The organism is Corallococcus sp. BB11-1 (assembly GCF_026626625.1).
GTDB lineage: Bacteria > Myxococcota > Myxococcia > Myxococcales > Myxococcaceae > Corallococcus > Corallococcus soli.
This window is the reverse complement of record NZ_JAPNJY010000001.1, coordinates 727764-740150: the sequence shown is the minus strand read 5'-3', so window position 1 is coordinate 740150 and position 12387 is coordinate 727764. Positions and strand designations below refer to the sequence as shown.

7 protein-coding genes are annotated in these 12387 nt (G+C 69.7%); 1 reads left to right on the top strand and 6 read right to left on the bottom strand.

What is annotated here, in order from left to right:
- Nucleotides 1–204: 204 nt before the first annotated feature.
- From OV207_RS03175 to OV207_RS03150, 6 genes are all read right to left on the bottom strand, one after another.
- A complete protein-coding gene (locus OV207_RS03175) occupies nucleotides 205–2085 on the bottom strand; it encodes a hypothetical protein (RefSeq protein WP_267552463.1) in 1881 nt (626 codons plus the stop codon).
- Between the two features lie 258 nt (nucleotides 2086–2343).
- Nucleotides 2344–3312, bottom strand: coding sequence for an ADYC domain-containing protein (locus tag OV207_RS03170; RefSeq protein WP_267552461.1), 969 nt, complete (start codon nucleotides 3310–3312; stop codon nucleotides 2344–2346).
- A 187-nt stretch (nucleotides 3313–3499) separates the two neighbouring features.
- Nucleotides 3500–7324 carry a protein kinase domain-containing protein gene (locus OV207_RS03165; protein WP_267552459.1) on the bottom strand — a complete coding sequence of 1275 codons (3825 nt, stop codon included), beginning with the start codon at nucleotides 7322–7324 and terminating at the stop codon, nucleotides 3500–3502.
- 119 nt (nucleotides 7325–7443) lie between these two features.
- On the bottom strand, nucleotides 7444–7911 hold the full coding sequence (locus OV207_RS03160; protein WP_193346307.1) for a response regulator: 468 nt from the start codon (nucleotides 7909–7911) through the stop codon (nucleotides 7444–7446).
- 170 nt (nucleotides 7912–8081) lie between these two features.
- Nucleotides 8082–9860 carry an Ig-like domain-containing protein gene (locus tag OV207_RS03155; protein WP_267552457.1) on the bottom strand — a complete coding sequence of 593 codons (1779 nt, stop codon included), beginning with the start codon at nucleotides 9858–9860 and terminating at the stop codon, nucleotides 8082–8084.
- Between the two features lie 286 nt (nucleotides 9861–10146).
- Entirely contained in the window at nucleotides 10147–11799 is a 1653-nt protein-coding gene (locus OV207_RS03150) for a carboxypeptidase-like regulatory domain-containing protein (RefSeq protein ID WP_267552456.1), read from the bottom strand.
- 138 nt (nucleotides 11800–11937) lie between these two features.
- Between OV207_RS03150 and OV207_RS03145 the strand changes: the two genes are divergently transcribed.
- Entirely contained in the window at nucleotides 11938–12381 is a 444-nt protein-coding gene (locus OV207_RS03145; RefSeq protein ID WP_267552453.1) for an HIT family protein, read from the top strand.
- Nucleotides 12382–12387: the final 6 nt, after the last annotated feature.

Sequence of the window (12387 nt, the reverse complement as noted above, 5' to 3'; positions counted from 1 at the left end):
AAACGTGGTGCCGCCCCCCCGCCCGGGGAAGCCGCCCTGTCCGGGATGGTGGGTCCGGCGAACACCCCCGGGCCCCTCTCCCGGCAGTCAGGGAGGCGGGCGCTGGAGGGCCCGAACGTCAACGGCCTCCGCCCCGTGCACCGGGCGAAGGCCGCGCATGACGTCGAACCCCTCACGCCCGAGGGGCAGGCAACCGACAGGCCGTCAGTGGACGGACGCGCTGGTGCTCAGGAACGCGGAGGTCAGGCAGCTCTGGTTGGCCACCTGGTCCAGGAACGTCTGGCGCGCCAGCATCTCGTTGAACGTGCGGGTGGGCGCCCCGTCCGCGGGGTCCGGGACGACGAGCGGGCCGCTGAGGAAGGGCGACAGTGCGCCGTTCCAGTCCACGTGGGTGAAGTGGGTGCCAATCTCATCACCGTGGCAGCCGTCGCAGGTGTTGAGCGAGAAGACGTGCCGGGCCTGACGGTTGGGGATGCTCGCGGGGGGCAGGCTCCAGAACGGAGGGTTGAGCGGGTTGGCGGAGGTCGACGTCACGATGGCGCGACCGGACCGGAACGGGCTGGCCGTCCACGCGAGCGGGACGGTGTACGCGCCGGCGACGATGCTCGGGGCGGTGGCGTTCACGTAGGACGGGAACAGCGTGCTCTTCACGGAGGGCTTGCGGTCCGGCGTCTGCGCCACGGTGTGGCTGTTGAGCAGCCCCAGGATGGGGGGAGGCGTGGTGGAGAACGACGACGGGTTGATCTGCGAGTTCCAGAGGCGGAACTCCCGCAGCTCCCACGGCTGGGCCAACCACTCCTCGTTGGTGCGCACCTGGTTGATGGAGCTGCGGTTGGGCTTGCGCGGCGACAGGTCCCGCTTCGCGAACTGTTCGGTGAGGTTCTCCAGCGCCGCGTTGTAGGTGGCGCTGCCCGGCGTCAGCGACGACAGGGCCTGCCACTGCTGCGCATAGGCCTTGAGGGCCACGCAGCCGGTCTTGTCCACCCCGTACTCCAGGATGACCAGGAAGGGGACCGTGTAGCAGGAGCTGCCCGTGCCCTGGGTGGCGGCGAAGATGAAGCGCCCCTCACCCGCGTTGCCGGCGCCGTAGGCGGGGTTGCCGCCGGCCAGGTCCAGCCGGTTGACGATGGCGATGAGCTTGAAGGGCGACTTCGCCAGGTTCAGCTCGCCGGAGGCCAGCTTGGGCCAGGGGGTGATGAGCTTCGGCACGATGTTGCCGCGCGGCGGGTTGACGAAGCCGTTGATGGTGCGCGGCGCCTCCCACTGCTTGAGCCACTCACGCACGAAGGCGGTGGGGGGCACGCCGGTGAACGGCTGGTTGGCCATCTCCGTCATCAGGTAGTTGAACGTCCACTTGCCGTTCGGGTTGCCCGCGTTGGTGCACGGGTTCCAGGTGCGCGTCGGATCATTGATGACGCCCGGCGCGGTGATGAGCAGCGAGCGCGCGGGGTCCACCAGCGTCGCCAGGCCAATGGGCCGGATGGGCACGCGCTGGCCGACCTGGAAGACGCTGGTGGGCAGCGGCGTCACCGGGACGGTGCGCACGAGCGCGCGGTTCTCGAACACCGCCGTCGTCAGCTGCGTCTGCGACTGGGACTGCGCCTGGGCAATGCGCTGCTGCTCCGCCTGGAGCGCCACGAAGTCGAAGGTGCCGGACGCGGTGAACAGCAGGTCGCCCGCGACCGCGTCACCATTCTGGCCATCGTCGCGGAAGACGAGCTGCTGGGCGCCGTCCACCATGGACAGCGTCTGGCCGCGGAACTGCTCGTTCTCCGAGCGCTGCGCGCTCAGCTTCAGCTCGAACACGGAGGCCGTGGCCTTGCCAATCGCGGCCTGCGGGATGGCCACCAGCGACTCCACCACGGGGCGCGCCACCTGCCCCTCCAGCGCCTGGTCCACCGTCCCGAGCGACTCCTCCAGCACCACGTCCTGGGCGGAGGGCTCCGTCACCGGGGCCCCAGGCTCCGAGGCCTCGGGCGCGGGCTGTCCACAGCCCACCGCGAGCGACGAGGCCAGCAGCGCGAACGGCAGGCGCCACCGCGCACTCCGGGAATGCTTCCACAGCGAAGACAGGTCAGGCTTCATGGGTGCTCCTTCCACGACGGGGAACAGCGACGGCAGGCATCCGATGGGGCACCCTCCCCCGCCCCGCCCGTCGGGTCCGAAAGGCACGCGCCCCGGTCCCGTCCCGTGTGAAAGCAGTCACGCCCCACCCAGCGCCGGCGCCTCGCGGCACCGACGCTGAATCAGGCGTTTCCCATATCATGAAACACTGACAATTAACGACTTGCTGGTTTTGTAACCTATCCCGCTACAAGCCAGGGTTTGCCGTAGCCTGGGAGGTTACAAGCCGCTGGTGCCGTACGGCGTCTCGCTGATGAGGCGGGTGCCGGACTGGAAATGGGTGGTGTCGCCGCAGTTGGCGAGGGTGGTGGGGTTCGCGCACGTCACCGGCGCCTGGGCGCGCGTTTCACTGGTGAAGCAGCGGGCGCCGCCCTCGTTCCACTCCGCCTCCGTGGTCCAGGACTCGGTGTCGCCCTGGACGCCCGCGGCGTCGAAGAGGTTGACCCACTGGCCGTCGGTGGTGTGGGAGACGCCGTCGCCGCAGAAGTCCGCGCGCACCATCCGGGTGCAGGCCTGGTGGTGGCCCGCCAGGCTCTCGCCGTTGGCGGCGGTGGCCCAGGGCTTGTAGCCAAAGTGCATGCACTTCGCGATGGCGGCGCCCTCGCAGGCGAAGGTGAAGGCCGCGGCGTCGTTGATCTTCGCGCCGCCCCCTTCCACGCCCTGGCGGTAGTCCCAGCGGCCGGCCACGGCGATGGCGGAGGCCGCCGCGCCGCTCGAGTCCTGGCACACCGGGCGCCAGCCGCCGTCGCTGCCCTGGTAGGAGACACGGTAGGACCACAGGTCGCTGTCCACGCCGGTGCCCGGGGTGATGCTGTCCACGCGCAGGGGCAGGGTGGAGCCGTCCCCCAGCGTCCCGACGAAGCGCGCGCCGGTGAAGCTGGTGCCCGTCACGGGGTTGGCGCCGTCGAGCCCGACGAACACCGAGCCCTGCAGCCGCACGTTGCTCAGCGCCTTGCCGCTGACGGACTGGGCGCCCGCGTAGGCCACGGACACCAGCATGCCGCCCAGCTCCGTGTTGTTGAGGTTGCGCCCATTCAGGTTGCGCCCATTCAGGTTGCGCCCGTTGGGCGACGCCAATTCCGCCACCTGCGTGCGCAGGGACGGAGCCTCGGGCTCCGACGATTCCGTGCCACAGCCCACCGCCACGACGGCAAGACACGCCGCGACCACTCGCTGCAACGTCCTCATCTGGATGCCCCTTCCCTGCCCGACCCCGACCCCGCACCGTGCTTCAGGTGACAAGGTCCGTCCGGCGACGGGGAGCGGCAACCGCTGAAGGCCCCGCCGGGCACTTGCAGCGTCCAATGGCTTTCACTTGCAGCAGACCGGAGGGCGAACCCCGGCGTTCTCCAGGGGTTCTACCGTCCGGTGGTGTTCACTGCCCCGGCACCGCGGACGGGGGCAGGTCCGCGCACACGCGCAGGCCCACCGCGACGTCGCGCATGGAGGCCTCCGGCAGCTCGCGGTTGGTGGAGCGCGCGGACGTCACGGCGAACGAATAGCTGCCGCCGCGCGCCACCGGGCGGCCGGGCTCCAGCCACGAGCGCGCCCACTCCCACACGTTGCCCGCCATGTCGTCCGCGCCGAAGGGGCTGCGGGACGCGGGGTGGCTGCCCACGACGTCCGGGCCGAAGCCGCCCGGGTCCTTGCCGTAGGTGGTGTCCACGTTGGCCTCGTCCGGGCCCAGCCGGTTGCCGTGGGGGTACTCGCGGCCGTCCACGCCGCGAGCGGCCCGCTCCCACTCCAGCTCCGAGCACAGCCGCGCCCCGGGCACGCGGCCGGACGTGGACAGCCAGGCCACGTAGGCCTCCGCGTCGGTGAAGGAGATGCCGCTCACCGGGAAGCGCCGCCAGTCCTGCTCCGCGCGCAGCATCCGCCGGGCGTAGCGCAGGGGCTCGCCGCTCTTCGCGGTGTAGAGCACGCCGCCCGGCTGGAAGCGCAGCTTCCAACCACCGGCCTCCGGCTCCAGCGCGAGCACCCCGGCATAGCCGCCCGTGCCCACGCGAGGCTGGCGCCGGGCGCGCTCCTGGGCGGGCAGGGCCTCCAGGTACGCGAGCCAGTCCGCGAACGTCGTCTCGTGGCGGGCGATGAGGAAGCCCGGCACGGAGACCGGGTGCAGGGGCACGGCGTTGAAGAAGTCGCGCACGCTGGCCTCCGCGGCGCTGCCGAAGCGCACCTCGCCCGGGGGCACGTAGGCGAAGCCCGCCGGGAGCGCGCCCGCGCGGGGCAGCGGCAGGACGACGCGGCGCGCTTCGCCGCGCTGCAGGAGCAGGGGCTGCACCGCCTCCTCGCGGCCCGGGGCCCGCACGGTGAGCCGGTAGGGGCCGGGAGGCAGGGCGACGTCGCTCAAGGGGGCCGTGCTGGCGGCAGGCACGGGCTCGCCCGCGACCTCCGGGCCGCCGGGCTCGCGGGTCAGGGGGCGCAGCTCCACGGAGGCGCCGGGCGCGTCCGTGTCCAAAGACAGGCGCGCGGGCGCGTTCCAGTTCCGCCAGCGGGTGCCGTCGCTGTCGTAGAGGCGCATGCGCTGGATGAGCGCGGGCAGCACGGGCTCGCGCTCGCTTTCGGCCCACAGGGCGCGCTCGTAGAGGAAGTCCGCCAGCGTGTCGCGCACGTCTTCGCGGCCGGGGGCCAGGGCCAGCGCGCGCTCCAGCCGGTCCGCCACGACGTCGAAGTGGTGGGCCAACTGGGTCGCGTGCCCCGTGGCCTTCGCCCAGTTGCGGTCCCCGTCCGCCTTGTGGCCGGTGTCGTAGAGGCGGAAGGCCTCGGCGCGCTCGGCCCGGAGCGCATCGCGTTCAGCGCGCACGGCGCCCAGCTCCGTGGTGGCCGCGCCCAGTTCGGCGCGCACGCGCCCGTCCAGGATGCGGCGCTCGCGCCACTGGAGGCCCAGGTACACCAGGGCCAGGGACACGAGGAAGCCCAGCGCCAGGCCCTGCTTCAGGCGCCGGCTGCGCACGCCGGTGCGGCGCGAGGCCTCCAGGAAGGCCTGTTCGCGCCGGGTGAGTTCAGAGGGCTCCAGCACCCCGGTCTCCGCGAGCTGGCGGGGGCCCCAGAGGGACTCGCGCGCATGGCCCAGGCGCTCCCACTGCGCGGCGGCGGCCTCCAGCCGGGCCTGCACCTCGCGGCGCTCGCCTGCCTCCACCAGCCAGCGGGCCAGCGTGGTCCACCCGGTGAGGAGCGCCTCGTGGGCCAGCTCGTACGCGGTGCCGCCCTCCCCTTCACGGGCGACGAGCAGGCGCGCGCGCACCAGGGCCTCCAGCGCGGCGCGGTAGCGCGGGTCGTCGCCCACGAGCTCGCGGTCCGTCTTGCGCGCGCGGGTGCCGTCCTGGGTCACCAGGCGCAGCATCACCCCGCGCGCCGCCGAGCGCTGGTCGGGCAGCAGGCGGGCCACGGCGGCGTCCGCATGTCGCGCGAGCGCGCCGGACACACCGCCCAGCGAGTCCAGCGCCGCCTGGGCCATCACGCCCCGGGACTCGTCGCGCGCGTCCCACAGCTCCGCCAGCGCGAACTGGAGCAGCGGCAGGCCGCCGTCGGAGGCCGCCGTGGAGGCGACGAGCGCGTCCACCACCGCCTCGGATTCGAAGCGCACGCCCTTCACGCGCGCGGGGCCGACGATGGCCTCGCGCGTCTCCTCGGAGGTGAGCGCGCGCAGCAGGTACAGCGCGTGCGGCACCTCCGGCCCCAGGCCGGGCACGCCGGTGAGGCGGGTGAGGAAGTCGCTGCGGCCGGTGGCCAGCAGGCGCAGCCCGCCGGCCGCTTCTGTAAGCGAGCCCAGCGCCGCGCCCGCGAGCGCCGCCTCCTCCGGCGGGGACAGCGTCACCAGCTCCTCCAACTGGTCCATGTACAGCAGCAGGCCGCCCTGGGTGCCCAGCTTCGCGCGGAGCCGGCGGCCGAGCGACGTGGGGTCCTGGCGCAGCGTCTCCGCCAGGGGCGCCTCGTCCACCTCCAGCACGGGGGCGAGCGCCACGGCGAGCGCGGAGACGGGCCTGCGTCCGGGCACGAGCCGCGCGGTGCGCCAGCGCCGGCCGTCCTCCAGCGCGCCGTCGCACACGGCGGGGAGGATGCCCGCGAGGCACAGCGACGACTTGCCGACGCCGGAGTCGCCCGTCATCAGCAGGAAGGCCTCCGCCTTGAGCCGCTCCAGCACGGCGCGCTGCTCGCGGCGGCGGCCGAAGAAGAGCGAGCGGTGCTCGGCCTCGAAGGCCTGGAGGCCGCGGTAGGGATTGCCCTCCGGGACGACGACGGGCACCTCGTCCCGCGTCAGGGCCTCCAGCGCGTCGAGCAGCTGCGCGGCGGACGCGTGGCGCTCCGCCGGGTCGCGCCTGAGGCACTTGTCGATGGCGGCCGCGAAGCCGGGATCCACCGACGAGGCCACCTCCGCCAGGGGCCGGACGTCGCGGGTGCGCACGGCCTCGGACAGCTCGCGCCACGGCACGTCGCGGAAGGGGCCCCGGCCCGCGCACAGCTCGTAGAGCACGACGCCCAGCGAGTACACGTCGCTGCGCGCGGTGAGTTCCTCCCCGGCCCAGGCCTCCGGGGACATGTAGTACGGCGTGCCCACCAGCGAGCCGCGCGGCAGGGACGGCAGGAAGACGCCATCCAGCGACCGGGCCCCCAGGGCGGGGCTCGCTTCGGGGTCCCAGTCCGCGGGCAGCTCCGGCGGGGGCATGGGCGCGCGCGGGGCGGTGGGCTCGCTGCTCTCCGCGCGGTCGAGCAGCTTGGCGAGCCCGAAGTCGAGCAGCTTCACCTCGCCGCTCTCGGTGAGCACGGCGTTGCCGGGCTTGATGTCGCGGTGGAGCACGCCCCGGCGGTGGGCGGCCCCCAGGCCCCGCGCCAGGTCCCGCCCGATGCCGAGCGCGCGCTCCCAGGACACGGGCCGGGCCAGCCGGTCCAGGCTGACGCCCCGGATGAACTCGGAGATGAGGTACGGCTGGTCCTCCAGCTGTCCCACCCGGTACAGGGTGACGACGTTGGGGTGCTGGATGCGGGCCGCGGCGCGGGCCTCCACCAGGAAGCGCGCCAGCGCGTTGGAGCCCAGCGACGGGATGAACTTCACCGCGACGGGGCGCTCCAGGAGCGTGTCGTGCGCCAGGTACACCCGGCCCGTGCGCCCCCGGCCGAGCGGCCGCACGATGCGGTATTCGTCGAACTCCTCCGGAGGAGTCCACGCGTCGGATGGAGGGGACGAGGCGGGAGAGCCCACCGGGGTTGCCTACGCATCCCGCGTCCGGGGGTCAACCCGGGGGCCGGAGAGAGGTGGGCCAGCAGCAGGAGCGTGGACCCGGGTGTCCACCCGTGGACACTCCGAGCTCCAGGCTCGGGTCACTCCTGACCCGAGCGGGGCTTGGCCTTGCTGGGTTTGAGCATGTTGCGGATCTTGTTCTCCAGGTCCTGCGGCAGGCAGGGCTTGGCGACGAACTCGTCCGCGCCCACGGACAGGGCATGTTCGGCGTTGCCGGCGAGCACATGGCCGGTGAGGGCCATCACCGGGATGTCGCGGGTGCGCGTGTCCTGCTTGATGCGCCGCGTCGCCTCCCAGCCGTCCATGACGGGCAGGGACAGGTCCATGAGGATGATGTCCGGCTCCCCTTCCTGGGCCTTCTCCACGGCCTCCAGGCCGTTGCGGGCGGTGTCGACCTCAAACCCGCAGAATTCCAGGTACTCCGCGTACATCTCGCGGGCATCGTCGAAGTCATCCACGACGAGGACGCGCTTCTTGGAGTTCACGGGGGCCGGCCCGCCACTGGCGGTCGGTTCGCCCTCCGGGGATGTCAGGACCGCGTTCTTCATGGAGCAGAGGCCTCGCATGTAGGGGAGGGGCGGGACGAATCTAAACACGTCCTCGAAAAAGTGCCCGTTCTCGCAAGATTTCCCTGGACGGGACGCAAGGGCGGGGCCGGCGCCCGGTGTGAGACGGGAGCACGGTGAACGACAGTGTAGGTGCGCGGAGGAACTGGGATTCAGTGGTTGAGGCGGTACACGTAGATCCGAGGGCCCGAAGAGGACGGGCCCGGCGGCTCTTCGGTCCAGGCTACGAATACCTTGCTGTCAGGGGCCACGCCCAGCAGCGGCTGGCGCTTCGAAAGCATCCCAGGAGTCGCCTTGAGCACCCCACCGAGATCCTCCCATTGAGTCCCGTTCAACCTCCGAACCTGGACAATTGTCGTCGCGTCGGTCGACAGCCCTTGCTGACCATATAGAGCAACGATGGGCCGCCCAGAAGCGTCGAACTGCACGGCACCGACCTGTGTGTACTGGGACTCACTGAGTTGTTCGAACACGTCCCCTACATTGGCCCAAGCACTTCCATTCCACCGTTTCACCATGGCCTGGAGTTGGCCCGAAACAAGCGCCATCGTGCCCACGCAGGGTGCCCCAGCTGCATCGAAAGCCAGAGCGGCAGGGGCTTCCGTCAGCGTGATTGCCAGGTTCTGCCACGCCGCTCCCGTCCAGCGCATGGCGTAGACGACATCCGGACTTCCCTCTGACGCCCCCTCAAGCCACGTCAAGAATGGATGGCCTTGGGCATCAACCTTCATGCGGAGGAAGTGGACGGTGGACCCCTGTCGCAGGTCAATGGCAGCTCCCATGAGGTTCCATGCGCTGCCGTTCCACTGGCGGACCACGACCTGGTGCTGGGCCTCATTCTTCTCCTCTGTGGCGAGAATCGGATGACCTTGCGGCCCCTGCCCCCATTGCCAGTTCCAGGCACGAGCGTTCGGCAGGACGGGAGTCACGGCAGGCGCCAACTGCTCCCAGGCCTGTCCATTCCAATGACGCACGACCCACCGATGGACACTGGCCTCCGGGTTCTCATGCCACATCACCGAAGGCCCCCCGTCCAAGCCCATACTCAGACTGCTCTGCAGGGCATTTCCGGGCCCACTTGGAGCCAGCGGCGTCCCAATGTATTCCCAGGCATTTTCCATCCAGCGTTTGACATGAACCTTGAAAGGCTCGTCCCACCCCTCAGTCCAGGCAACAATCGGTCTCGAATCAGCTCCGACACCGAATGAGATGTTTTCAATGTTGGGGTGCGAGGGCTCCGAGGTGAGCGGCTCGCCAACGGGAAGAAAACCCGGAACACGCCACATCCAACCCGCTTGGGACGTCTCTACGCGATTGCCCGCAAGATCCGTGATTACCCCTCCAATGGAGACCTGGATGGAACTATTGACTGGCAATGGAGCTGATGGCTTCAGGGTCAGTATCTTCCCATCCTCTGAAAGAAGGACTTCTGCCGCCAGGGCTCCGCCATCCGATACCAACTGGATGGACTGCGTCCCCACGGTTTCAGGATGGAGCGGTTCGGAAAACCCCGCCTGTATTACGGTCCCTACGGGAACCAAGGTTGAGCCGGTTGCGGGGGCCTGGAAGACCATCTGCGGGCGTGTTCGATCAATCGTGACCGTACGCGCTGGGCTTACAAAAACCTGACTACCCCTGAAAGCTTTCACTGAAAGCACATGGACGCCCTCAGGAGTCGCCCCGGTGTCCCAGTCCAACGTATATGAAGCAGGGAGTGAAGCGACCGGCGCTCCATCTACCAACAACTCCACGCGTTCTGGAGTCGGGCCGGTGACTTCCATCCGAACCTGCAGCGTGCCGTTCGTGTAGGACTCAGGACCTGGCGACACCCAACTCACCGTGACAGGGCGCTCATCCTGGCTTCCAGCATCCGAAGGCGCATCCGAGTCCAACTCGGGAATCTGGAGACAGGCGCTCGACAGAAGCAGCATCAGTACTGAGCATTGGAGCCGGCGTAGGGTCATGGAGTTCTCTCACAGCAAGAATGCAACCAACCCATTCCATGAAGGACCGGAGTCCATGTGAACAAAGGGAGTCTCCAGTACCGGATGGAGCATCCCAATCGCGGGACGCCTTTGTTCATCTCTTGACCCATGTCTTCCCATAAAGACAAGCGCCCTTGTGAGTGACTCACAAGGGCGCTCTGTCTTCTAGGCTCGGCGACAAGGCGTGCCTGACTTTACATGTCCGTCACAGGCGACCGCCAGACAAGCCTTCTCAGGGAGAAGTCGGAGGCTGCTGCCCGACCAGCGTCACGGAGACCGCGATGTTCGAGGTCACCGGGACACCCCAGACGGACTCATACACATCCGTATTGGGGCTCGGGAGGAATTCGAACGCCAGTTGCAATGGCACGATGGCGCCAGACGAAAACGTCTTGAGCGGCGTGCCCGACGAGTAGAACCGGAAGTAGTAACGCGAGCTGTAGTTCGACAGACGCGGCGCGAAGGCCGGCCGAGGATCCGCGTACATCCCCCCCTCCAGGGGAGCGCTCTGCGGCTCGTAGGCGAGGAGCGGGAATCCAATGGCGGACTTGTTCGTGGGATTCCACTCGCCAACCCCAAGCGCGCTGCTGGCATTGAGATCAGCGTTCTCGAAGAAGACGTAGGCAGGAGTGCCGCTGCGCATCATGGGCTGATTGAAGTTCAGCGCCACGACTTCGCCCGAGTCCAGGGAGCCGCTGCTGTTGATGTCGTAGAACGTAGCCGACGTTGTAACGGCGATTGCCGGTGCGCTGAACTGCGACCCGCCAATGAAGAAACCCTTCGCATCAATGGTGCTGCCACCTTCAGCGGAAGTGGCGCGGAGGATGACGTTGTACTCCTTGCCCTCCTGGACGATGCCCGAGCCCGGAGAGAGGGTCGCCGAGTAGCCGCCGTTGTTCACGGTGGCCGTCACCGGCAGCGTCTCCTTCGCGTACTCATCCGTCAGACGCACGAGCAACGAGCCCGGCTGCACCGGCTGGTTGAAATACACGTAGACCGGCTCGCCCGGGCGGACCAGGTTCCGAAGAGGATCCAGCTCCGGATTGGCCTTCATGCTGGGCACGCTGCTGCTTTCAATGGCAAGCGCCGCAGGGTTGCCCGGCTTCGAGTACGGCAGGTTCACGACGCGCGCGACGCTCGAGGTCACGATGGAGGCACCCGAGTAGCTCATCACGAAGCCGCCCGTCTCCGGGGCGCCGTCGCCGTTGGCGTCCAGCGGGGACACCCACAGGTTGTAGCTGCCGTTCAGCCGCGCCAGCTCCGTCCCGGAGGGCACGCCGTTGAACGTCAGCACGCCCTGGGCGTCCGCCGTGGCCTCCACGTAGACCCGGCTCACCACGGAGGTGCCCGTCTCGTAGTTGCTCAGGATGATGGAGCCCGCACGGTCCACTTCCAGCGTGCCCTTCGCGCCCGCGGCCGGGCGGCCGTCCGGCGTCACCACCTGGAAGGACAGCGAGCTGTTCAGCTGCGCCAGGGTGATGGGACCGAAGCTGGCGTTGCCGTTGTTGATGGGCACCGTGCCCGCCTCGGCCGGCACCGTGGACGTCGCGCGCAGCGTCGCGTAGCCCGGCTTGCTGAACGTCAGCAACACCTGCGCCGCCGCCGGCACGTCCGTCATCACGAAGTTGCCGTTGGCGTCCGTCGTCGCCGACTTGCCCGCCGCCTGGCTGCCGATCGTCATCGCCACCGTGACGTCCGCGAGCCCCTGGAGGTTCGTTCCCAGCACCTGGCCAGAAACAGTCCCCTTCGGCGTCGAAGGCACCACCACCGACACGTTGTTCGGATCGCGAATTCCGTCCGCGACACCATCATTGTCCGCGTCGGTCGAGTCGCCGCACCCCCAAGCCAGCAGCGGCAATACGGCCATCACCAAATGCTTCTTCATCGTCCCCACCTTGAATTTTTGACGGAATTTTCACGCCCCAGCTGTCAAGAAAGGGCGGATATCGGACACTCCCCGAGCCGAGGCCACTGCGTCAAGGTGGGGGGATTTCGACCCAGCCCCTCCGTAGGATGACACGCCATGTCAGACGTCAACCACCCCTGCCTGGGTTGCGCCATCGTGCGGGGAGACACCCGCACCACCGGTGGCGTCCTGGCGCGCGCCCCCGGTTTCGTCCTCCACGCCGTGGCCTCGCCCAGCCCCGTCCCCGGCTGGGTGGTGCTGACCAGCGAGCGGCACGTGCGCGGCTGGTACGACCTGGAGGAGACCCCCTCGCGGGAGCTGGGGCCTTTCGCCGCCCGGGTGATGCGCGCCCAGCGCGAGGTGCTCGGGGCGGAGCACGTCTACGCCTTCGCCATTGGCGACGTGCTGCTGCACTTCCACCTGCACCTCGTGCCCCGCTTCGCGGACACACCACCGCACCTGCGGGGTCGGGGCGCCTTCGACGCGGCCCCCTCCGAACACCGTGCCCCGGAGGAGCTCGAGGCCGCCGCCGTCCGGCTGGCGACGGCGCTCGCCCGCTGACCCACG

Bases quoted from the DNA above. Each gene is read 5' to 3' on its own strand.
- OV207_RS03175 (WP_267552463.1), bottom strand. From the start codon at position 2,085: ATGAAGCCTGACCTGTCTTCGCTGTGGAAGCATTCCCGGAGTGCGCGG.
- OV207_RS03170 (WP_267552461.1), bottom strand. From the start codon at position 3,312: ATGAGGACGTTGCAGCGAGTGGTCGCGGCGTGTCTTGCCGTCGTGGCG.
- OV207_RS03160 (WP_193346307.1), bottom strand. From the start codon at position 7,911: ATGAAGAACGCGGTCCTGACATCCCCGGAGGGCGAACCGACCGCCAGT.
- OV207_RS03155 (WP_267552457.1), bottom strand. From the start codon at position 9,860: ATGCTGCTTCTGTCGAGCGCCTGTCTCCAGATTCCCGAGTTGGACTCG.
- OV207_RS03150 (WP_267552456.1), bottom strand. From the start codon at position 11,799: ATGAAGAAGCATTTGGTGATGGCCGTATTGCCGCTGCTGGCTTGGGGG.
- OV207_RS03145 (WP_267552453.1), top strand. From the start codon at position 11,938: ATGTCAGACGTCAACCACCCCTGCCTGGGTTGCGCCATCGTGCGGGGA.